Source organism: Bacillus sp. SRI_025 (assembly GCF_057592095.1).
Genome location: NZ_JBYEGB010000004.1, coordinates 358,035 through 380,568, shown reverse-complemented (window position 1 = coordinate 380,568; position 22,534 = coordinate 358,035). Strand labels below are relative to the sequence as shown.

Genomic DNA, 22,534 nt, shown 5'->3' with positions numbered 1-22,534 from the left:
CGCTTTATTAATATGTTATCCTTCAAATATCTTTAGTAAATATTTAGTCAAATAACGATGAGGAGTTTGCCTATGACCACACTCAAAGATATTGCTCATGATGCAAAAGTGTCCGTTTCCACTGTATCCCGTGTGTTAAATGGCGATCAAACGCTTGCCGTTTCACACGCAACAAGACAAAACATCCTCGACATTGCTAAGAAGTTAAACTATACCCCAGTGAGAGCAAGAAAAGCCGATCAAGCAGAAGAAAAAAGCCCATCTGAATCCCCAGTCATCGGTATCGTTGTCGCTCAATCCATTGACGAAGAATTAAATGATCCCTTTTTTTCATCGATTCGAAAAGGAATTGAAAAAGAATATGCCAAACAAGGATTGTCCACTCTCCATACCTTTCGCCTAAGAAGCATGGATAAAGGGGCGATGCTAAAGGATATTGACGGCTTGATCGTCATTGGACGAATCAGCCCCGATACGGTTGAAAAAATGACAAATCGAATGGAACACATTGTTTTTATCAATCATTATGCAGATGAAGATTTGTATGATTGTGTACATGTGGACTTTGTCAGAGCGGCAGATCGCGCCATTCGTCATCTGCAATCACTCGGCTATACACATCTAGGCTATATTGGCGGGAAAGAGCGGGAGCATTATTTCGAAGGCAACGCTGTGATTGAGGACGAAAGACAAACGACGTTTATGAAAAGAATGCAGGAAGCGGGCGCTCTTCATATGGAAGACATCCACATTGGTGAATATTCCATGCAAGAAGGCTATTCGCTTATGCAGCAAGCTATCAAAAAAGGAAAACTGCCGCAGGCCTTTTTCATTGGAAGTGACTCTATGGCCATCGGGGCAATGCGCGCTCTCCATGAAGCCGGTCTACACGTTCCTTCAGATGTATCCATTGTTGGATTTAATGACATTGAAGCCGCATCATTTTCAAGCCCGCCGCTTACGACTGTCAAAGTATATACAGAAGAAATGGGGGAAGTCGGTCTGAAGCTTTTGCTTGAGAGAATAAACGGAAGAAAACTTCCTCTAAAAGTCGTCGTGCCAACAACACTCATCGAGCGAGGCAGTACATGTCTCATCCATGAAAGGGGGTGAACCATCTATTTCAGCAAACAAAAAAGAGACAAAAAAGCAGAAAGCAAGCTGCTTAGCATGATGGCCAGATCATGCTAAGAACAAGGCAGCCTGCCAGTATGCTCTCTTATCTCTTTGAAAAGAATAGAATTCCAGTATAATGGACTTCTTTTGTTTCCGCAACTGCATGAATTCTACCGATTATCGTCTGAATTTTCAGTGATCAAAAGGAGGAAACCATGAATAAAAAAATCATGCTGCTGATTGCAGCCATTTTCTTGACCATGATTTTGTCTGCCTGCGGCAATAACGGTTCTTCTGAAGCAAATGGAAAGGTCACCTTGACGCTATTTTCAACGATGAGCAACAGTGGGGAAAGAAAAGCGTTTGAAGAAGTAATTCGTGAGTTTGAAAAGGAGCATCAACACATTCGAATCGATGCCAATTTCCCAGGCAACAGCTATGAAGATATGATCCGCGTCAAAATGGGGGCAAACGATATGCCAGACCTTTTTGATACACATGGCTGGGCCAAACTGCGCTATAGCGAGTATGTGGCTGATTTAAAAGAGATGGATTGGGTCAAACATCTTGATCCTTCACTCGACCAGATTTTAAAGGACCAAGATGGCAAAGTGTACGCCTATCCGCTGAATCAAGCAAAAGACGGGCTTAGCTTTAATGCCAATCTATTAAAGGAATATGGCATCGAAGCCCCTAAAACACTTGATGAATTAAAATCGGCTTTGCTGACAGTGAAAGAAAAAAGCAAAGGAGATGTTGTGCCGCTCTGGATACCAGGAGGAGATAACTCAAATATTGCCCAAGTCTTTGATGAGCTGGCGACGCCTTTATTAATCACCGATCAAAAACACCAATACGGAAAGGAACTTGAAAACGGATCATTTGATTGGTCTCTCTATACACCGCTTGCACAATTCATGAAAGATCTGAAGGATCAAGACCTTTTAAACAAAGATGTCCTGACAGCGAAACTCTCTCAAGCACCGGAACTCATGGCGCAAAACAAAATCGCCTTCACCTTTGTCGGAGGTTCGTTAGGACCTGAAGCAACAGAGCTGAATCCATCAATCAAAGTAGGCACGATGCCTGTTCCAGCCATTCATGAAGGAGATAAACAAAGCTGGATTGGCGGAGAACGGTTTACTGTCGCTGCTTGGAAGGACTCTAAGCATCTAAAAGAAGCAAAGCAATTCATCGATTTTTTAGCAAAGCCTGAAAACGCCAAAAAAATCGCAGAGGGCACATCCTCTGAAACAGCTCTAAAACAAGTGAAAGCGAAAAACTATTACTCTACATTTTACGATCAATACGAACAGGTGAAGATTGAACCGTATTTCGATCGAAAATACTTACCAAGCGGAATGTGGGCGGTCATGGCAACAACGGGTCAAGAATTATTAGCAGGCTCGATCACACCAGAACAGTTGTCAAAGAAAATGGAAGAGGAGTATAAACGTCTGAAAAAACAATAGCCGATGGATGCTGAAACAGGAGTGAAGCCAATGAATGACATCACAAAAGCAAAGCAGCCAGCCGCATTCACCTCTTTACCAAAACAAAAGATACAAAAACGCCAGAATTCATCACTTTGGTGGATGTACATGCCAGCTGTTCTCGTCGTCAGTACCTTTATCATTTATCCTTTTTTGAACGGCATTCAGCTTTCTTTTACGAATTGGAACGGTTTCTCACAAACTTATCAATGGATTGGTCTTGAGCAATATGAGCGGCTGCTTCAGGATCAAGCGACATGGCTTGTTGTCAAAAACACGCTTCTCTACGGAATTGGGAGCACCATCTTACAAAATATCATCGGACTTGGATATGCTCTCTTATTAAATCAAAGCTTAAAGATGAAAGCCATCACAAGAACGGTCATCTATTTACCTGTCATGATCAGCCCGATTGCGATGGGCTATATTTGGTATTTTGTGTTTGCTTACCAAGGCGGTGCCTTAAATGATGTGGTGACGCTTTTTGGATTTGATCAAATAAATGCGCTCGGCAACCCGCAATTTAACACATGGATCATTGTGCTTGTCAACACATATCAATTCGTCGGGATTGCGATGATCATTTATTTAGCAGGACTTCAAAGTATCCCTAAGGATTATTACGAAGCGGCACAATTAGACGGCGCATCGAGCTTTCAACAATTCAGGCGGATTACATTGCCGCTGCTTATGCCGTCGATCACCATTAATGTTGTGCTGAATGTCATTGGCGGGCTCAAGCTCTTTGATGTCATTGTAGCACTCACGGGCGGCGGACCTGGAGATTCCTCGCAATCCATGTCAACCTTTATGTATGATCTGTATTTCAAACGTCAGGATGCAGGCTATGCAGCGACGCAAGGGGTTTTCATGGCGGTCATCATCCTTATCATTAGTGTCGCAGCGCTGATTTATTTCAAACGAAAGGAGACCGAGTTGTGATGGATAACGCCTATAAACGCAAGAAAAGATGGTACTCCTTCCTCGCACTATTGATTACATTGCTACACCTCGTTCCATTTTATATTTTGGTGACGACTTCATTAAAGGGGATAGGAGATTTTAGTTCAAAATGGCTGTTTCCGAAAGCGCTGTACCTTGAAAACTTCCGCACAGCATGGACAGAGGCTCAGCTTGGCCAGTCCTTTTTGAATACAGTGATCATTACGTTCAGTTCCGCTGTATTGCTCATTATATTTGGATCTCTTGCAGCCTATCCGCTCGCAAGAAGGAACACCAAGCTAAATAAAGCAGTCTATGTTTTATTTATTGCCATTATGGTCATTCCGCCGCTCACAGCCCTTGTCCCGCTCTATAAAATGGTCGTTCAAATCGGGATGATGAACACCTATCAAATTGCTATTTTAAATAATGTGGCTGCTTTTTTGCCGCTGACGATTTTCTTATACGCGGGCTTTATCCGATCGACCATTCCAAAGGAGCTTGAAGATGCTGCCCGTATTGATGGAGCAGGGACACTCAGAGTTTTTTTCACTGTCGTTTTTCCGCTTCTAAAGCCCATTACCGCTTCTGTATTAATCATTGCCTGCGTGTATATTTGGAACGACTATCAATTTGCTATTTTCTTTTTGCAAGATAAAGAGATGCATACACTCACGGTCGCCTTATCCCATTTTTTTGGTCAAAATCAGCATCAGCTCCAGCTCGTTGGTGCAGCTGCACTCATTGCGATGCTGCCAATGGTTACGATGTTTTTACTTTTACAAAAATATTTTATCGCAGGTCTTTCACAAGGCTCTATCAAAGGCTAGCCCAATATGGATGTAAAAAGGAGAGTCGTCTATGTCTAAAATTACATTTATCGGTGCAGGGAGTACCGTGTTTGCTAAAAATATATTAGGAGATTGTCTGTTTGTTCCCGCCCTTGCAGGCTTTGAATTCGCATTATATGATATCGACCACAACCGGCTGAAAGAATCAGAAACGATGCTACGGCATTTAAAAGCAAATTACAGTGCAAATGTGACCATCCAGTCCTATCAAAACCGGAAAGAAGCCTTACAGGATGCGAAATATGTCATCAATGCCATCCAAGTTGGAGGCTATCGGCCAAGTACAATCATTGATTTTGAAATACCTAAAAAATATGGATTAAGACAAACGATTGCAGATACGGTAGGGATCGGTGGCATCTTCCGTTCCCTTCGAACCATTCCTGTCATGCTTGACTTTGCAAAGGATATGGAAGAGGTTTGCCCTAGTGCTTTATTGTTAAATTACACAAACCCTATGGCTACATTGACAGGTGCAATGCTGCGCTATACTCAGGTTCAAACAGTTGGTCTCTGTCATAGTGTGCAAGTATGTACTAAGGACCTATTTGAATCTCTTGAAATGGAACATGAAGGCATTGAAGAAAAAATCGCCGGCATTAACCATATGGCATGGTTATTAGAGGTGAAACGGGATGGAAAAGACTTGTATCCAGAAATCAAAAGACGAGCAAAAGAAAAGCAGCAATCGCGGCATCATGATATGGTTCGTTTTGAACTGATGGATAAATTCGGCTACTATGTCACAGAATCCTCAGAGCACAATGCCGAATACCATCCATATTTCATTAAATCACGGTACCCTGAACTAATCGGTCAGTTTAACATTCCGCTCGACGAATACCCGAGACGCTGCGAAGAACAAATCAACAATTGGAATACAATGAAACATGACCTTGTAGGAAACACACAGATCACACATACCCGCTCTAAAGAATATGGTTCCCGGATCATTGAAGCGATCGAAACGAACGTTCCCTTTAAATTTGGCGGAAATGTTCTGAACACTGGCGGGCTCATTGACAACCTGCCTGAAAAAGCCTGTGTAGAAGTACCATGTGTGGCAGATCGAAGCGGCATCATGCCATGCTATGTCGGAGAGATACCTGAACAATTGGCTGGACTCAATCGAACGAATATCAGCTCACAGCTGATGACAATTGAAGCAGCAATCAGCGGTAAAAAAGAACACATTTATCAAGCGGCTTTACTGGATCCACACACAAGCGCTGAACTATCAATTGATGACACCATTAAATTATGTGATGAACTCATTGAAGCACATGGAGAGATGCTGCCAAATTATATAGAACCAAATCAATATGCCGCATCAACCAAATAATATCAATGAACCAGCCTCTACCTGATGCACAGCGCATCAGGTTTTTCTTATGAAGCAAAAAGAGGATTGACTGAGGGCCATTTTCATATTATGATTTTTCTAAAGTTAACCAACAGTTGACCAGAAATACACCATGAATTTTTGGTATTCTCGTGTCATATGTCACAAACAAACCAGATGATCACAACGTAAACCAAAACTGCCGTTTGATTTGACAAAGAGTGTATACAGATGAATGCCCGTTAGATGAGACAATGACGATACATACACACCCTTTAAGCATGACATTCTTTAACAAAGAGGAGAGAGGGAACATGACCAAAACAGATGTACAAACGTTGAAAAATTATATTGGCGGACAATGGATTGAGGCAGAAACAAGTCAAACTGAAGCTGTGTATAACCCAGCTACTGGCGAAATCATCGCGGAAGTGCCGCTTTCAACAAAAACCGATGTTGAACGTGCGGTACAAGCAGCACAGGAAGCGTTTACTACTTGGTCTAAAACGGCTGTTCCCCGGCGTGCACGCATTTTATTTAAATACCAGCAGTTACTCGTTGAGAACTGGGATGAGCTGGCTGAACTCGTAACGATTGAAAACGGAAAAAGTGTAACAGAGGCAAAAGGAGAAGTGCAGCGCGGCATTGAATGTGTGGAATTTGCTGCGGGCGCACCGACGTTAATGATGGGAAAACAGCTGCCAGATATTGCGACTGGACTTGAATCAGGCATGTACCGCTATCCAATTGGCGTCATCGGCGGCATTACGCCATTTAACTTTCCAATGATGGTTCCATGCTGGATGTTCCCACTTGCCATTGCCTGCGGAAATACATTTGTTTTAAAACCTTCAGAACGAACTCCTATTCTTGCGGCACGGTTAGCTGAGCTGTTTGAAGAAGCGGGTCTTCCAAAAGGTGTTCTCAACATCGTCAATGGAGCTCACGATGTTGTCAACGGCCTGCTTGAACATCAAAAGGTCAAAGCCATATCATTTGTCGGCTCTCAGCCAGTCGCTGAATATGTCTATAAAAAAGGAACGGAGCATGGCAAACGTGTCCAAGCACTTGCAGGCGCAAAGAATCACTCCATTGTCCTCAAAGATGCTGATTTAGATGCGGCAACAAAACAAATCATCGGGGCTGCCTTTGGATCAGCGGGAGAGCGCTGCATGGCTGCAGCCGTTGTTGCAGTGGAAGAAGAAGTGGCTGATGAGTTGATTCAAAAATTAGTGGATGAATCAAACGAGCTCGTCATTGGAAACGGAATTAATGAAGAGGTCTTTCTTGGGCCAGTCATTCGAAAGGAACATAAAGAACGAACACTTCAATACATCCAGTCAGGGATTGAAGAAGGAGCAAGCCTCATTCGTGATGGCCGGCAAGACCACGAAACAAATGGAGAAGGGTATTTCGTCGGACCGACGATCTTTGATCATGTCACAAATCAAATGAAAATTTGGCAGGACGAGATTTTCGCCCCAGTCTTATCAATTGTCCGTGTTTCTTCATTAGCAGAAGCCATCGACCTGTCCAATCAATCAAAATTTGCGAATGGTGCCTGCCTGTATACGGACAGCGCATCAAGCATAAGAGAATTTCGCGAAAACATCGAAGCGGGCATGCTCGGTGTAAACATCGGTGTACCCGCACCAATGGCATTCTTCCCGTTTTCCGGCTGGAAGGATTCTTTCTACGGAGACTTGCATGCCAATGGAACAGACGGAGTGGAGTTTTACACAAGAAAGAAAATGGTCACCGCTCGTTATATGTAATCATAAGAAGAAAAAATGCAGCTCCCCATAGGAGACTGCATTTTTTTGTTGTCTTCTAGTCAAAAAGTAAGGGTTTTCAATGTGATTCCAGCAAGGATTTACACTAGAAATCATTCTTTATATTCATTCTTCATCAGTACCTATCAACATATTTTGAAATTGGGCCTAAACCCCAATATTAGGAAGATGAAAACAGGAGGAAATGAAACGATGAGGACGAGGATGAAGTGCGGCGTTGGTTTATTGATTCTTGCTTTGGTACTGAGCTTTTTACCGGTATATGATGCGAGTGCGGCAAGCACAACAATTGCAAAACGTGTAGGAAATGCCAACCCGCTCATAGACCACCACTTGGGCGCTGATCCATTTGCGCTCACCTATAACGGAAGAGTGTACATTTATATGTCGAGTGATGACTATGAATATCACAGCAACGGAACGATTAAGGATAATTCTTTTGCCAATTTGAATAGGGTCTTTGTCATCTCTTCAGCAGATATGGTGAACTGGACAGATCATGGCGCGATTCCAGTAGCTGGGGCAAATGGAGCGAATGGCGGCAAAGGAATTGCCAAATGGGCAGGTGCTTCCTGGGCTCCATCAGCAGCGGTGAAAAAAATCAATGGGAAGGATAAATTTTTCCTTTATTTCGCGAACAGCGGCGGAGGGATTGGCGTTCTGACAGCAGACTCCCCAATCGGTCCATGGACAGATCCTATCGGAAAAGCACTCGTCACGCCAAATACGCCAGGGATGTCCGGGGTTGTATGGCTTTTTGATCCTGCCGTTTTTGTAGATGATGACGGCACTGGTTATCTATATGCCGGCGGAGGTGTTCCAGGCGGTTCTAATCCCACGCAGGGACAATGGGCGAATCCTAAAACAGCAAGAGTCCTAAAACTAGGACCTGACATGACAAGTGTGGTAGGCAGCGCGTCAACCATTGATGCTCCTTTTATGTTTGAAGATTCGGGGATGCATAAGTATAACGGAACCTATTACTATTCCTATTGCATCAACTTTGGCGGCTCCCACCCAGCAGATAAACCACCTGGTGAGATCGGTTATATGACGAGCTCAAGTCCGATGGGTCCCTTTACGTATAGAGGGCACTTCCTGAAAAATCCGGGTGCATTTTTCGGGGGAGGCGGTAACAACCATCATGCTGTGTTCAATTTTAAAAACGAGTGGTATGTCGTATATCATACCCAAACGGTCAGCTCTGCCTTATACGGAGCAGGAAAAGGCTACAGATCTCCGCATATTAATAAGCTTGTGCATAATGCTGACGGCTCCCTTCGAGAAGTCGCAGCCAATTTTGAAGGGGTTAAACAGCTTTCCAACCTGAATCCTTATCAGCGTGTAGAAGCTGAAACATTCGCATGGAATGGACGCATTTTAACAGAGGCATCTTCAGCTCCAGGCGGACCGGTCAATAACCAGCATGTCACAAACATTCAAAACGGAGATTGGGTGGCTGCCAGTAACGTCGATTTCGGATCAAACGGTGCGAGGACATTTAAAGCGAATGTAGCCTCAAATGCAGGCGGGAAAATAGAAGTACGCCTCGGAAGTCCTGACGGCAGACTCGTCGGAACACTGAATGTCCCTTCCACAGGGGGAACAAATAACTGGCGAGAAGTAGAAACGGCAGTAAACGGAGCAGCAGGCGTGCACAACGTATTTTTTGTTTTTACTGGAACAGGTGCAAACATCTTTCAATTTGATTCCTGGCAGTTTACTCAAAGGTAACGAAGAAAGACAAGATGATAGGAGAGTGGAAGAATTTGATGTCAATGATCAAAAAACCAATCTGCACTTTATTGATCTGCTTCACCATGCTGTCTGTCATGTTCATCGGACCTGGCGTGACTGAGGTTTCAGCAGCAGATGCCAATATTAATATCAATGCGGAAAGACAAGTGATTCGCGGCTTTGGCGGAATGAACCATCCGGCTTGGATTGGTGATTTGACCGCACCTCAAAGGGAAACCGCCTTTGGCAATGGGCAGAATCAATTAGGATTTTCCATTCTAAGAATTTTTGTAGATGAGAACAGAAATAATTGGCACAGAGAGGTCGCCACTGCCAAAAGAGCAATAGAGCATGGAGCTTTGGTGATCGCTTCACCTTGGAATCCTCCAAGCAATATGGTAGAGACCTTCAACCGGAATGGTACATCTGCAAAGCGGCTGAGATACAATCAATACGCCGCATATGCTCAGCATCTGAACGATTTTGTGACGTATATGAAAAATAATGGCGTTAATCTCTATGCTATATCTGTACAAAATGAGCCTGATTATGCACACGAATGGACATGGTGGACTCCTCAGGAAATCCTGCGTTTCATGAGAGAAAATGCTGGCTCCATTAATGCCCGCGTGATCGCACCAGAATCCTTTCAATACCTTAAAAATATATCAGATCCTATCCTAAACGATCCGCAGGCGCTTGGAAACATGGACATTCTCGGAGCCCATTTGTACGGAACCCAAATCAGCCAGCTTCCGTATCCTCTTTTCAAACAAAAGGGAGGGGGAAAAGAGCTTTGGATGACAGAGGTCTACTACCCGAATAGCGATAACAATTCAGCGGACCGCTGGCCTGAAGCATTAGGAGTTTCAGAGCATATTCACCATTCGATGGTAGAAGGGGAATTTCAGGCATATGTTTGGTGGTACATCCGTAGATCCTACGGCCCTATGAAAGAAGATGGTCTGATCAGCAAACGTGGTTACAACATGGCGCATTTCTCCAAGTTTGTACGCCCAGGATACATCAGAATTGATGCAACGAAAAGTCCTGAACCGAATGTTTTCGTATCAGCCTATAAAGGAAACAATCAGGTCGTCATTGTCGCGATTAACAAAAACAATACAGGAGTCAATCAGCACTTTGTGATGCAAAACGGAACTGCTTCACAAGCGTCAAGATGGATCACAAGCAGCAACAGCAACCTTCAGCCTGGTACAGACTTAAATATATCAGGTAATCAATTTTGGGCTCATCTCCCGGCTCAAAGTGTGACAACATTTGTGGTCAAACGCTAGAATTTAATTGAACCACCAAAAGCCAATTTTCTCGTTTCAAAAGAAAATTGGCTTTTTTTATGCAAATAGGAAGTTGATTTTTTCACTATGTCCTTACATTGGGTATAATAATGGCAATGACTTCAGGAGAGTGATCAATGTATGCCAAAGCTTCAAAGCAAAGTATTAATGATCGATGACGAAAAAGAAATCTTGGAATTAATCAACACTGTATTAACAAGAGAAGGCATTGATCGCGTCATCACAGCTTCAACTGCCCGTGATGGGCTTGCAAAATTTCATCAAGAACAACCCGATCTTGTCATACTTGATATTATGCTGCCAGACGGTGAAGGCTATGATATTTGCAGACAAATCAGAGAGACTTCCCATGTTCCGATTATCTTTTTATCAGCAAAGGGAGAAGAATCCGACAAAATTGTAGGACTTGCCATCGGCGGAGATGACTACATTACAAAACCATTCAGTCCAAAGGAAGTCGCCTACCGGGTGAAAGCGCAGCTGAGACGGCTCTCATACTTGCAGTCAACTCAAGCCGATCCCGTGATCAAAAAAGGGCCGTTTGAGTTAAACGAGCAGCAAGCAGAACTGACTAAAAATGGAGCGGTCATTGAGCTCACGCCGAAAGAGCTTCTGCTGATGACCTACTTCTTGCAGCATCCGAACCGCGTCATCAGTAAAGAAACGCTTTATCAAACCGTTTGGGGGGAAGACTTCTTCGGTTCTGACAATACGGTAATGGTTCACATCCGAAGACTACGGGAAAAAATAGAGGATTCCCCGTCAACACCAGAGTTTCTCGTCACTGTCAAAGGGCTTGGTTATAAATTTGTTGTAAAGGATGCGTAAAGATGAAATGGCGATTAACAGGCAGATATATGGTCTCTGTCATTATCGTGACCATTATCACGGTCTTTATCAACTTATTCGGATTTATGATTTGGCTCGTACTTCAGGCAAACAGCCAGCATAACGAGGAAAATACACCCGAAACCTTCACAAGATCATTTGAACAATACGTCTCTTTTTCTGATCAAGGCATTACCGTAAACAAAGAAGGGCAGAAAGCCTTAAAACAACAGAATGCATGGATTCAAATTTTAGACGAAAATGGCCAAAACGTGTATCATGCGCAGGCACCTAAAGGACTAAAGAACAAATATACACCGATAGAAATCGTGAACTTACATAAATATAAAGATAAGCAATTATTATCGACCATTTATGCTGGCGGAAAAAAAGTAAAGGGCAAAGAATACAGTTACTTTATCGGATTTAAAGACCCTTCCATTGGAAAGTACCTATTCTCGTTTGACACGAAGGACTTAGTAACAAGATTCAATATCGGGACGATGATTTTATTATCAATTGATGCCATCATAGCGTTACTCATTGGTTACTTATTCAGCCGGCAGCTCACAAAACCGCTTGCCCGTGTCATTCATAGCATCCAGCGGCTGGCAAACGGCGATTACACGACAAATCTGCCTGCTAAAGGAATTTATAAAGATGTCTTCTATAATGTCAATCACTTATCAGAGCAGCTCGCTTCAAGCAAAAAAGAAAAAGACAAACTAGAGCAAATGCGGGAAGAATGGATCAGCCATATTTCTCATGATATTAAAACGCCGCTAGCTTCTATTCAAGGCTATGCAGAAATCATGAAAGACCAAAAGTATCCTCTTTCAAACCAGGACATTAGACATTACGCGGGCATCATTGAGAATAAATCATTGTATATCAAAGATGTCATGGAGGATCTGAATTTAACAACAAGGCTGAAAAATAACGGCGTCATGCTAAATAAAGAGCTGGTCAACATTGTGTCACTGTTGCGGGAAACGTTAATTGATATTTTAAACGATTCAAGATATGCCGATCAGACGATTGAGCTTCAAACGAATGAAGACAAGCTCATGCTGAATATTGATAAAATCCTCATTCGAAGAGCGGTCACCAATCTGATTTTAAATGCCCTCGTTCACAATGATCCTGATGTGACGATTATTGTACAGCTTGAACAAAAAGAAAGAACCCATATTACGATTCAAGACAACGGCAGAGGAATAGAAGAGGCAGAGCTGGAAAAAGTGTTTGACCGCTATTACAGAGGGACGAATACAGGAGTTTCGCATGCAGGCTCTGGTCTTGGGATGGCTATTGCAAAGGATATTATCGTCAAGCACGGCGGGGATATCACGATCCGTAGCAGTGTAGGAAAAGGAACAACAATTGACATCCAACTACCAGCATGAAAACATACAAAAAAACGGTTCTGATCAACAACAGAACCGTTTTTTCATCTATTATTTATTCTGAAAACACTTTGATCCCTTTCACAATGTTCCAAATGAAGAAGTAGATAGCAACAAGGAATGTTACTGCATATGTCGCAATTAAGAAAGGCCCCGCATGGCTGATATCTTTCATACCAAGTAAACCTGAACCAAGGATGCCAATACCAAAAATCAAATAAGGAATAATATGCGTCCATAATGATTTCTTCGCATGATATTTCACGTCGTCCTGACCTAAGAAATAGACGATAATTGGGAACAAAAATGGTGCAAAAAAGATACTAAAGTAACATAATGAAGACAAGATTTTATTTTCTCTCAAAACGTTTCACCTCTATGATTTATTCACTACAAACCCATTGTACTATCTGAACCTTAACCTGTATTAATCCGAACCTTACAGCAACCTTAAACTTATTTACCTTTTAAAATAATTTATAAACGACATACTATAATATAGGTATTTAAATCTATCTTACCGAAAAAAATAGTTGACTTTGGTTTATCCTGTGTTTACAATAAAATCGTAACCGATGCAGGAGTGTTACTGATATCATCAGGCACCACCAAGTCAGGTAAACATGTTGTACATTTGTACGTTGTTTGCTGAGATTTTGGTGTTTTTTTATGCTTTTTTTAGCAGTTCTAGGTAAGGTGGGATGAAGATGTTCACCGTCGTTAAAGTTTTAAACAATAATATCGTATTGGCTCTAACAGACACGCAAAATGAAGTAGTTGTTTTTGGTACAGGAATAGGCTTTAAGAAGAAAAAAGGTGATACTCTTGATGAGAGCGCTGTCAGTAAGACATTTTATTCTGATCAGACGTCTCCATTAGAATCTCAACTTGCCGCTATCCCAACTGATATTCTTTTATTAACTGAAAAAATCATTCATATGGGCGAAGAGATATTGAATAAAAAATTAGGTTCCAGCATGCTGTTTTCGCTATCTGATCATCTTACCTTTTCAATTCAAAGGCATCAAGAAAAAATGGAATATGAAAACCCTATCGTATGGGAAATTCCACATCTATATTTTCAAGAATATCAAATTGGGAAAAAAGCACTTAAAATTATTCAAAAAATGATGGGAATTTCCTTTGAAGATACAGAAGCTTCACTCATTGCCCTTCATTTTGTAAACGCTCAAATAGATGGTCAGTCTATGGGAGATACGATCAAAATGACCCATCTCACGAAGGAAATCGTTAAGATTATTCAAAACATTTTCGAGATGGTATTAGATAAATCATCGATAGATTATTCGAGGTTTATCACTCATTTGAGATATTTTATTGTCAGACAAGAAACAAATCAACCGCCTCAGCAGATGGATGATTCATTAAAAGAATTAATTCAGGATCGTTATATGAAGAGCTATGCATGCGGTTTGATTATTAAAGAAATGTTAAAGCGTGAATTTAATTGGAATGTCACAGAAGACGAACTTGTTTTTCTAGTCATTCATATTGAAAGAATCACAAAGAAACATCAACAGAATACATGATTTCTTTTAGGCGTGTTATGAAAAAGCATTAACCTAAACAAATCTCCATTTAGAAGAATGGTCTTTCTAATGGTGGATTTTGTTTAGGTTTTTTTTGTGAAAATGAAGGGGTGAAGACATGAACAACAAAGAATTGGCGCAAGAAATTATCAAATTAATCGGCGGAACAGGCAATATATCTCAAAGCTGGCATTGTATTACGAGGCTGAGATTTAATATCAACGATGAAAAACAGGTAAAAGTAGATGAACTGAAAACAGTAGATGGAGTGCTCGGAGCGCAATTCCAAAGCGGACAATTCCAAGTCATTATTGGAGCAAAAGTTGCAGAAGTCTATGAGGAAATCGACCAATTGATTGGTGACAGTAGCAATGATTCTTCTACTGCTAAAAATACGTCAAAGATGAATCCAATCGAAGTCGTATTCGATGTCATTAGCGGAATTTTCACACCGATTTTGCCGGCGATTGTTGGTAGTGGATTGATTAAAGGGATCATGGCTTTGTTCGTTAGTTTAGGCTGGCTGACGGAAAAAAGCTCTACCTATGCTGTACTACAAATCTTTTCAAATGCTGTCTTTTACTTTTTACCTTTCCTCATTGCTTATTCTGCAGCGAAGAAATTTAAAACGCGAGAATCTCTCGCGATGGCACTCGCTGGGATTTTATTGTATCCCACGATGGTGGAAGGGGCAGCAAAAGGGGCAGATCCACTTAGTTTTTTAGGATTGAGTATTCCATTAAATAATTATACTTCTTCCGTTTTACCGATTATTTTAGGAGTACTGCTACTTAGCTTTATCGATAAGTGGATAACGAAAGTCATTCCAAAATCCTTAAGCATCGTATTTACACCGGTACTGAGCTTAATGATCACAGCGCCTCTTACACTAGCTTTCATAGCGCCTATTGGAAACGTTTTCGGTCAGTATTTAGAGATCTTTTTCACTTCTTTATTCCATTTTGCTGGACCGATTGCAGGTTTATTAATGGGAGGCCTCATGCCTTTAATTGTGCTAACTGGGATGCATTATGCATTCTTCCCTAGCACGTTTGCCAGCTTTGAAAAAGTTGGATACGATGTCATGCTGCTTCCGATGAACTTTATTGCCAATATGGCACAAGCAGGCGCCGTTTTAGGAGTCATCATTCGCACAAAACGAGTAGAAACAAGGTCTTTGGCATTATCAACATTGCTGCCGAGTTTCTTTGGTATCACAGAACCTGCCATTTATGGAGTCACACTGAGATTGAAAAAGCCTTTCTATGCTTCATTAATTGGCGGGGCAGTTGGCGGATGTTTTTATGGTTTATTTTCAGTCAAAACGACAGCATTTTCAATTCCAGGTATTACATCTCTGCCAACTTACATTATGAAAGGCACAAACAATTTCCAGCTCGCTTTAATTGGAATAGCGCTGAGCTTTTTGGTCTCACTGCTTGTCACTATGTTCCTTGGTTTTAAAGAACCTGCCACAAAAGAAGAAGGTCAGCCGCTAAAACAAGGAAAGTCATCTAAAGATTCAGAGCATGCAGTCAATCAACAAGCTGCCAGACAAGTAAATCCTTATGAAGTACAAGCACCTATAACTGGTCAGGTCGTTCCTTTATCTGAAGTCAATGATGCCGTCTTCTCAAGCGAAATGATGGGCAAGGGAGTAGCGATTATGCCTGATAAGGGGGTGGTACAAGCACCGTTTTCCGGAAAAGTAGTGACCGTTACACCTACTAAACATGCAATAGGTTTGGTTTCAGATGATGGGATTGAATTATTAATACATGTAGGGATTGATACCGTCAGCCTAAATGGTCAATTCTTTGAGGTATTGGTGGAAGAAGGAGATGAAATCAACATTGGGGATCATTTATTATCATTTGATATAGAAGGAATTCAATCAAAAGAATTAAATGTCGTGACACCTATTATCGTCACTAATTCCTCGAAGTACCTGGATGTCATCCATACAGGTGACTCTTATGTCAACGCAGGAGAAAATAAACTCTTAATGCTCATTCATTAATCATAAATAGAAGGGATGATTGAAATGAAAGAATTAAAAAAAGGTTTTTCAGATAATTTCCTATGGGGTGGCGCAACAGCTGCCAATCAAATAGAGGGCGCATATTTAGAAGGCGGGAAAGGGCTGTCAACTTCAGACTACGCGGCATATAAAGATCCCTATGCACAAGGAAAAGTAAACAACTTTACATTCGATGTTAGTTCAGCTGAACTAAACAAATACAAGGAAAATCCTGATGCATTTGATTTCCCAAAAAGACGCGGAATTGATTTTTATCATCGTTATGAAGAAGATATCGCACTGTTTGCAGAAATGGGATTTAAAGTCTTTCGTTTGTCCATCTCATGGGCAAGAATCTTTCCAACAGGTTTAGAGGACAAGCCGAACGAAGAAGGATTGGCTTTTTACGATAAAGTATTTGATGAATGTGCGAAATATGGAATTGAACCGCTAGTAACGATGTCTCATTATGAAATGCCGATTACTTTAACAGAGAAATATAATGGATGGATGAGTAGAGAACTTGTCCCATTGTTCGAAAAATACGCACGTGCGATTTTAGAAAGATATAAAAACAAAGTGAAATATTGGATTACATTTAATGAAATGAATATGAACCTCAATAGTCTTTATACAGGTGCTGGCATTTTAGAGGATTTAGTAGACCATAAATTACAGGCTGCTTACCAAGCATCTCACCATCAATTTGTGGCAAGTGCATTAGCAGTGAAGGCAGCGAAGGAAATCATTCCAGATGTCCAAATTGGCTGTATGATTAACCAAATCGAAGCCTATGCAAAAACAACAAAACCAGAGGATCAGCTGCAGGCAGTTAAATCGAATCAATTGAATATGTTCTATCCTGATGTTCAAGCTAGAGGCGAATATCCAACATACATGGTGAAATATTTTGCAGATAATCAAATTAAGCTGGATATTGAAGAGCAGGATGAACAAATTTTGAAAGAGGGCACTGTTGATTTTGTTGCAATCAGCTACTATATGTCACACGTAGCAGAAGCGCGTGAAGATGCCGCTGAGCTAGCGGGTACGTTTGACAGTCCAATTAAAAATGAACACTTGGAATTATCACAATGGGATTGGCCGATCGATCCAATGGGTCTGCGCATTTCATTAATTAAACTGTATGACAGATACCAAAAGCCTTTATTTGTTTGTGAAAATGGACTTGGCGCAAGAGATACATTGACACAAGATGGAAAAATCCACGATGATTATCGAATTGATTATTTGAAAAAACATATTGAACAGATGAAAGAAGCAGTAAAAGAAGGTGTTGACTTAATGGGATATACACCTTGGGGCTGTATTGACTTAATCAGCTGCGGAACATCTCAAATGACTAAACGCTATGGTTTGATCTATGTGGATCAAGACGACCTAGGAAATGGGACACTGAATCGTTACCGTAAAGATTCATTTTTCTGGTACAAAAATGTAATTGCATCAAATGGAGAAGACCTATAAAAGCAGATTGAATAATGAAAAACACCATCTCAGGGCGCCTTAACCGGCTGCATGCGATGGTGTTTTATTTTTCACGAAAACATCTCTTGACCTTGAAGTATAGTTCAACCTTTATAATGTAATTATAGTAAGACAAAATCACGAAAAAGGAGTAACAATGGAGTTGATGACTAGAGGTGAACTTGCCAAACAAACTGGAATAAGCCCTGCCGCAATTCGTTACTATGAAGAACACAACATTTTACCTGTCCCGAGACGCCGATCGAACGGTTATAGACTATACACAGAAGATTACATTGTGAAAATTCAATTGATCAAAGATGCCAAATCATTAGGTTATTCACTAAAGGAAATAAAAGAAATATTGGAAATGCTGAGTCAAGACATAGAACTTGATACTTTAAAAAGAATCGTAAAACATAAACATGAAGAAATTGAAAAGAAAATTAAAAGCCTGCGCCTCATTCAAGACCTTTTATCTAATTTATTAAAGACTCCTGAGAAAGAAGTACAAGTGTATCTCAAATCATTTCGTGTGATGAATGAGGATGACGAATAAACATATCTGCTTAAAGGAGAGAAAATACAATGAGTGTCGAAATTTTTAACGGAGAACGTTCTGAAGAAAGTATTCAATTTGAAACATTATTCACGTCCCAAAGTAATAAAGAGAGTTTTGCTAGTGTCGAAAAAACCAAAAACTTTCTATCTCAAATAGAAAATATGAAGCCTTATGCAATCGGAGACGATGTAAAATTAGTGAGTGAAATAAAGGAGCAAATTTTCGAAGGAATGCAGGTTTTCACATTGAACGACCAAATGTCGAAAAAGCAAAAGGTGATTCTCTATATACATGGTGGCGCTTGGGTAAACCAGCCTCTTAATTTCCATTGGTGGTACATGGATAAAATGGCTCAATCCCTTAATGCCAAAGTGGTCGCTCCTATATATCCTAAATTACCTCATTATAGCTACCAAGATACTTATCCGAAAATCTTATATCTATATAAAGAAATACTAAAGACGGTTGAGAGTACCGATCAATTAACAATTATGGGAGATTCAGCGGGCGGAAATATCTCACTTGGCCTGGCGCATCTCTTAAAGATGGAAAGTCTGCCGCAGCCGAAGGATATTATTTTATTATCTGCATGTGTTGATATGAGTTTAAGCAATCCTCTTATATCTGAATATGCCGATAAAGATCCCATTCTAGCGCCAGAAGGAATAGATGTCATTACAAAAATGTGGGCAGCAGATAAAAAGGTAACTGACCCATTAATCAGTCCAATTCACGGGGACTTTCATGGTCTTGGGAAGATCACTCATTTTATTGGAACACATGATATTTTATATCCAGATGCACTAAAGCTGGATGAAAAGCTAACAGAACAAGGAATTAACATGAAAACCTTTGTTTACCCAGAAATGCTGCATGTGTTTGTCGTCATGCCAATCCCTGAGGCACAAGATGCTCAGGAAAAAATCATTCAGGTGATAAATAGTTAGGTCTTTTTCACACATCAAAATGCTCTGACTTAAATATTCGAAAAAATAGGCTGCTTATTGAAAGCAGTCTTTTTCCATTCAACATGAATACATTTAGATTGTCAATTTACCTCAGATTAAAAATTCCTTAAATTCCATTTTTTGTTTACAACGCGCGGATTTCCTATTAATATGATACATATTCGGTTCTTTACCGGTTCATAAAGGAGAGTGACATGATGAGTGTTTTCTTTCTTCATCCTATGGCGCTGATCTTATTTACATTGCCTTTGTTATCTTTGATTTGGGGGATTGTTGGCTACTGCATCTTTAAGCGAGTTTATATCGTTCTTATCATCACATTTGCCATCTCCACTATTTTCATATTTGCCTATACTGGGTTTGACATGTCAAATATGTATTGGGTCGTGTTGATGACCTTTTTATGCATGTGTACCTCTGTCATCACAAAAATCATTCGCTATATGTATGGCCGCTATAAAAGAGCATAACGAAAAAGCTGATATTCACAAAAATCAGCTTTTTTTGGTTCCATTCAACTCATCTTCAAGAAACGCTCATTATCTGAGTTTGGTATAATAGATCAGTATATTCAAAACGAGCATAGAAGGGGGGAAGGGGACACCATGCACACATTTAATCTTACTTCAAAAGATGTAGAGTTAATAGACGAAGCAAAAAAGAAGATTACGAGCCTTTATGAAGAGGATAAACACCATGTAGGAGCCGCTATCCGCATGAAAACAGGAGAAATGATCTCGGCTGTCCATATAGAAGCGTATATCGGACGGGTAACGGTTTGTGCAGAAGCCATTGCAATTGGCAGTGCTTTATCGAATGGCTATAAAGATTTTGATACAATTGTTGCCGTTCGGCATCCATATTCAGATGAAGACGATAGAAGATTGAGGGTCGTAAGCCCTTGCGGCATCTGTAGAGAGCTTATTTCAGATTTCGAACCAGAATGTTTTGTCATCTTAGAAATAGATGGCGAACTAGTCAAAGTGAAAATAGGGGAACTGATTCCACTCAAATATACTCGAAGTTGATGTACGACCTAAACTTAGCAGGAAGAGGGACATCAAGCGTTCTCTTCGTTACATTCCAGATAACTGAAAAATCGCTCCACATAATCAGCCCCATGTATTTTCTCCATATGCGCCGTGTTAAAAATATATTGTTCCATATGCTCAAGCTTGCGCATGCTGCGTACTAGTACTTTCCGATCCTCGTCAGAAAGGTGAGGGTCATGATTTATCTTCAGCAATGCCTGTTTGACACGCGCGGAGACCTTTTCAACATATAGATGGTTTTTGGAAGCTGGCGGAATACATTGCGACAGGTCACAGCCTGTAAAGCGAACACCGTCAAGAATGCAGTTTTCAAAGTTGGCGATCAGCTTTTGTTTACCATTTCCCTCAAACGTTATATCCACTAGCTTACCTGTAAAAGTGCAATGAACAATATTCGCTGCTTGTAAAATGCGGTCATTAAACCTACATTGATAAAATGTACAGTTGATAAACACAGCATTCTCCAATGTCATTCCTCTCATATCACAGGAGGAAAATTCGCAATTCGTAAAAACAGCCTCGCCTTTAGCAATCCCAACAGAGCGCAAATCGGAACGAATAAAAGTACAATGCTCAATCGTACTACCTGCAAAAAATCTCGCATTCGTCAGATCACACGTATTAAATACAAGATGACGCAGCTGACAGCTCCAAAATATAGGCGAATGAACATTCGAGTTGCTAATCGTCGATCCGCTTATCGTTTCGTGTTCATACCTGACAATATCAGAAAATATTTCATTGTCTACTGACATACCAGACTCAAGCCTTCTCATTGTGATCACCTATCTTTTAATCTTTAACCAGGATGAATACCTTCCAAAAGTTCATTTCTGTTTCACTAAACGGCTGGCATTGACAAGTTATTATATCATAAAGCTCGAAACATAAAGAGAGCGGTCATCATTTTGAGAGCCCTTATCTTGCAATGGTCTTTCACACTCACTTTAAATCATAAGGGGGACAAAAGAATGAAAAGATATGACGCATTCCCAGAACCAATCGGCGGCTATACTGCCGGACGCACACAGAAAGTCTATCATACGATGGCGTGGACTTAATTAAGAAAACGAGCAGAAAGTGATCTAAAATGAAAAAAGCCTTGAGAATTAGGCTTTTTTTGTTTCTCCATGGTATATATCCGTGACGATTTTTAAAAAAGCCTTCAAAGCACGTGTTTTATATCGACCTTTCTTCACGACAATGCCAATTTTCCAGGGAATATATTGACTGCTAATTGGTTTTACACAAATGTCCTCTTTATACATGTCCGTTAAAGGACTTGGAATGATCGCAACTCCTAATTCATCACGAACTAATGTCAAAAGCAAATCCCATTGTGTTGTGCTGTAAGCGACATCGGGAACAAAATGTTCCTTACGGCAGCTTTCTAAAATCACTTGACTTAACGCAAATGAAGAATCAAACAATATCCATTTATCCTCTTTAAGCTGTTCAAGCGAGAGCTGTTGTTCATCTTTTAAAGCGTGATTTTTTGGTAAACAAGCCACAAACGGCGCTTCAAAAATGAGTTGTTCTTCTAATTCATGACTTTGGGCAGGTATGACAATAAAGGCCGCATCTACTTCGCCTTTCTCAACGAGTTTTTCTACATGTAAGCCGCCCTCCTCAATCATTTCGAGCGTCACATCTGGATGCTTTTGAGTAAAAGCTTTTGCCACTTTCGAAAAGAAAAAGGTACCAATTATTTGCGGCAGACCGATCTTTAAATGGCCGCGAATATGCGTGTCGGTATCACCCAGCTCCATTTGCAATTCATTCATTTGCTGCAGTACCGCAATCGCTTTTTCATATACAAGCTCTCCTTCATCCGTTAACTTGAAAATTCGATTTGACCGATCGAAAAGGATGACACCCAGTTTTTTCTCTAATTTTTGAATGGTTTTAGAGAGGGAAGGCTGGGCGATAAAAAGCTTTTCACTTGCTCTTGAAAAACTTCCACAATCCGCAATCGTTTTAAATATTTCAAAGTCCCGTATGTTCATTTTACCCTCCATTATTCCAATAAGGCATACTTATTATGATGATGATATATTGTACATGATA

General features: G+C 40.7%; 20 protein-coding genes. 17 read left to right on the top strand and 3 right to left on the bottom strand.

Annotated elements, in window-relative coordinates:
• Positions 1–72: 72 nt before the first annotated feature.
• The 10 genes from AC20OE_RS14230 to AC20OE_RS14185 all read left to right on the top strand — a co-directional run bounded on the left by AC20OE_RS14230 (position 73) and on the right by AC20OE_RS14185 (position 12,827).
• Complete coding sequence (locus AC20OE_RS14230; RefSeq protein ID WP_099663318.1) at positions 73–1,113, top strand: LacI family DNA-binding transcriptional regulator; 1,041 nt, start codon at positions 73–75, stop codon at positions 1,111–1,113.
• A gap of 218 nt (positions 1,114–1,331) precedes the next feature.
• Complete coding sequence (locus tag AC20OE_RS14225) at positions 1,332–2,588, top strand: ABC transporter substrate-binding protein (protein ID WP_212044330.1); 1,257 nt, start codon at positions 1,332–1,334, stop codon at positions 2,586–2,588.
• Positions 2,589–2,618: 30 nt separating this feature from the next.
• A complete protein-coding gene (locus AC20OE_RS14220; protein ID WP_251180806.1) occupies positions 2,619–3,551 on the top strand; it encodes a carbohydrate ABC transporter permease in 933 nt (310 codons plus the stop codon).
• Entirely contained in the window at positions 3,551–4,381 is an 831-nt protein-coding gene (locus tag AC20OE_RS14215) for a carbohydrate ABC transporter permease (protein ID WP_487268912.1), read from the top strand. Before AC20OE_RS14220 ends, AC20OE_RS14215 begins: the two co-directional genes overlap by 1 nt.
• A gap of 31 nt (positions 4,382–4,412) precedes the next feature.
• Positions 4,413–5,744: an alpha-glucosidase/alpha-galactosidase gene (melA, locus tag AC20OE_RS14210; RefSeq protein ID WP_372555856.1), complete on the top strand. Its 1,332-nt coding sequence runs from the start codon at positions 4,413–4,415 to the stop codon at positions 5,742–5,744.
• 314 nt (positions 5,745–6,058) lie between these two features.
• The gene (locus AC20OE_RS14205; protein ID WP_058838645.1) at positions 6,059–7,519 is read left to right on the top strand and encodes a CoA-acylating methylmalonate-semialdehyde dehydrogenase; all 1,461 of its coding nucleotides are present in this window, start codon (positions 6,059–6,061) and stop codon (positions 7,517–7,519) included.
• A 210-nt stretch (positions 7,520–7,729) separates the two neighbouring features.
• Positions 7,730–9,271, top strand: coding sequence for a glycoside hydrolase family 43 protein (locus AC20OE_RS14200; protein ID WP_372555857.1), 1,542 nt, complete (start codon positions 7,730–7,732; stop codon positions 9,269–9,271).
• Positions 9,272–9,306: 35 nt separating this feature from the next.
• On the top strand, positions 9,307–10,572 hold the full coding sequence (gene xynC, locus AC20OE_RS14195) for a glucuronoarabinoxylan endo-1,4-beta-xylanase XynC (protein WP_372555858.1): 1,266 nt from the start codon (positions 9,307–9,309) through the stop codon (positions 10,570–10,572).
• A gap of 141 nt (positions 10,573–10,713) precedes the next feature.
• Positions 10,714–11,421 (top strand): response regulator transcription factor, encoded by a 708-nt coding sequence (locus AC20OE_RS14190; protein WP_372555859.1) that lies wholly within the window; start codon positions 10,714–10,716, stop codon positions 11,419–11,421.
• 2 nt (positions 11,422–11,423) lie between these two features.
• Positions 11,424–12,827, top strand: coding sequence for a sensor histidine kinase (locus AC20OE_RS14185; protein ID WP_474253314.1), 1,404 nt, complete (start codon positions 11,424–11,426; stop codon positions 12,825–12,827).
• Between the two features lie 55 nt (positions 12,828–12,882).
• Here the strand turns inward: AC20OE_RS14185 and AC20OE_RS14180 are convergent, their stop codons facing one another.
• Positions 12,883–13,191 (bottom strand): magnetosome magnetite crystal formation protein family, encoded by a 309-nt coding sequence (locus AC20OE_RS14180; protein WP_039179010.1) that lies wholly within the window; start codon positions 13,189–13,191, stop codon positions 12,883–12,885.
• Positions 13,192–13,534: 343 nt separating this feature from the next.
• Here AC20OE_RS14180 and AC20OE_RS14175 point away from each other — a divergent pair, with 343 nt between their 5' ends.
• From AC20OE_RS14175 to AC20OE_RS14145, 7 genes are all read left to right on the top strand, one after another.
• Positions 13,535–14,377, top strand: a complete 843-nt coding sequence (locus AC20OE_RS14175) for a PRD domain-containing protein (RefSeq protein ID WP_144464648.1) — start codon at positions 13,535–13,537, stop codon at positions 14,375–14,377.
• Between the two features lie 118 nt (positions 14,378–14,495).
• The gene (locus AC20OE_RS14170; protein WP_487268911.1) at positions 14,496–16,397 is read left to right on the top strand and encodes a beta-glucoside-specific PTS transporter subunit IIABC; all 1,902 of its coding nucleotides are present in this window, start codon (positions 14,496–14,498) and stop codon (positions 16,395–16,397) included.
• 24 nt (positions 16,398–16,421) lie between these two features.
• Complete coding sequence (locus AC20OE_RS14165) at positions 16,422–17,885, top strand: glycoside hydrolase family 1 protein (RefSeq protein ID WP_487268910.1); 1,464 nt, start codon at positions 16,422–16,424, stop codon at positions 17,883–17,885.
• 157 nt (positions 17,886–18,042) lie between these two features.
• On the top strand, positions 18,043–18,444 hold the full coding sequence (locus tag AC20OE_RS14160) for a MerR family transcriptional regulator (RefSeq protein ID WP_039178999.1): 402 nt from the start codon (positions 18,043–18,045) through the stop codon (positions 18,442–18,444).
• A gap of 29 nt (positions 18,445–18,473) precedes the next feature.
• On the top strand, positions 18,474–19,394 hold the full coding sequence (locus AC20OE_RS14155; protein WP_487268909.1) for an alpha/beta hydrolase fold domain-containing protein: 921 nt from the start codon (positions 18,474–18,476) through the stop codon (positions 19,392–19,394).
• Between the two features lie 218 nt (positions 19,395–19,612).
• Positions 19,613–19,885 carry a DUF2651 family protein gene (locus AC20OE_RS14150; RefSeq protein WP_144494763.1) on the top strand — a complete coding sequence of 91 codons (273 nt, stop codon included), beginning with the start codon at positions 19,613–19,615 and terminating at the stop codon, positions 19,883–19,885.
• A 135-nt stretch (positions 19,886–20,020) separates the two neighbouring features.
• Entirely contained in the window at positions 20,021–20,443 is a 423-nt protein-coding gene (locus AC20OE_RS14145; RefSeq protein WP_144494765.1) for a cytidine deaminase, read from the top strand.
• A 32-nt stretch (positions 20,444–20,475) separates the two neighbouring features.
• On the opposite strand, the gene AC20OE_RS14140 is transcribed toward AC20OE_RS14145, so the two are convergent.
• Together AC20OE_RS14140 and AC20OE_RS14135 are read right to left on the bottom strand one after the other, a co-directional pair.
• Positions 20,476–21,243, bottom strand: a complete 768-nt coding sequence (locus AC20OE_RS14140; protein ID WP_268503098.1) for a pentapeptide repeat-containing protein — start codon at positions 21,241–21,243, stop codon at positions 20,476–20,478.
• A gap of 333 nt (positions 21,244–21,576) precedes the next feature.
• Positions 21,577–22,473, bottom strand: coding sequence for a LysR family transcriptional regulator (locus AC20OE_RS14135; protein ID WP_058838655.1), 897 nt, complete (start codon positions 22,471–22,473; stop codon positions 21,577–21,579).
• Positions 22,474–22,534: the final 61 nt, after the last annotated feature.

Bases quoted from the DNA above. Each gene is read 5' to 3' on its own strand.
- AC20OE_RS14205 (WP_058838645.1), top strand. From the start codon at position 6,059: ATGACCAAAACAGATGTACAAACGTTGAAAAATTATATTGGCGGACAA.
- AC20OE_RS14150 (WP_144494763.1), top strand. From the start codon at position 19,613: ATGAGTGTTTTCTTTCTTCATCCTATGGCGCTGATCTTATTTACATTG.
- AC20OE_RS14155 (WP_487268909.1), top strand. From the start codon at position 18,474: ATGAGTGTCGAAATTTTTAACGGAGAACGTTCTGAAGAAAGTATTCAA.
- AC20OE_RS14170 (WP_487268911.1), top strand. From the start codon at position 14,496: ATGAACAACAAAGAATTGGCGCAAGAAATTATCAAATTAATCGGCGGA.
- melA (WP_372555856.1), top strand. From the start codon at position 4,413: ATGTCTAAAATTACATTTATCGGTGCAGGGAGTACCGTGTTTGCTAAA.
- AC20OE_RS14215 (WP_487268912.1), top strand. From the start codon at position 3,551: ATGGATAACGCCTATAAACGCAAGAAAAGATGGTACTCCTTCCTCGCA.
- AC20OE_RS14165 (WP_487268910.1), top strand. From the start codon at position 16,422: ATGAAAGAATTAAAAAAAGGTTTTTCAGATAATTTCCTATGGGGTGGC.
- AC20OE_RS14185 (WP_474253314.1), top strand. From the start codon at position 11,424: ATGAAATGGCGATTAACAGGCAGATATATGGTCTCTGTCATTATCGTG.
- AC20OE_RS14190 (WP_372555859.1), top strand. From the start codon at position 10,714: ATGCCAAAGCTTCAAAGCAAAGTATTAATGATCGATGACGAAAAAGAA.
- AC20OE_RS14230 (WP_099663318.1), top strand. From the start codon at position 73: ATGACCACACTCAAAGATATTGCTCATGATGCAAAAGTGTCCGTTTCC.
- AC20OE_RS14135 (WP_058838655.1), bottom strand. From the start codon at position 22,473: ATGAACATACGGGACTTTGAAATATTTAAAACGATTGCGGATTGTGGA.
- AC20OE_RS14175 (WP_144464648.1), top strand. From the start codon at position 13,535: ATGTTCACCGTCGTTAAAGTTTTAAACAATAATATCGTATTGGCTCTA.
- AC20OE_RS14160 (WP_039178999.1), top strand. From the start codon at position 18,043: ATGGAGTTGATGACTAGAGGTGAACTTGCCAAACAAACTGGAATAAGC.
- AC20OE_RS14145 (WP_144494765.1), top strand. From the start codon at position 20,021: ATGCACACATTTAATCTTACTTCAAAAGATGTAGAGTTAATAGACGAA.
- AC20OE_RS14225 (WP_212044330.1), top strand. From the start codon at position 1,332: ATGAATAAAAAAATCATGCTGCTGATTGCAGCCATTTTCTTGACCATG.
- AC20OE_RS14200 (WP_372555857.1), top strand. From the start codon at position 7,730: ATGAGGACGAGGATGAAGTGCGGCGTTGGTTTATTGATTCTTGCTTTG.
- AC20OE_RS14140 (WP_268503098.1), bottom strand. From the start codon at position 21,243: ATGAGAAGGCTTGAGTCTGGTATGTCAGTAGACAATGAAATATTTTCT.
- AC20OE_RS14220 (WP_251180806.1), top strand. From the start codon at position 2,619: ATGAATGACATCACAAAAGCAAAGCAGCCAGCCGCATTCACCTCTTTA.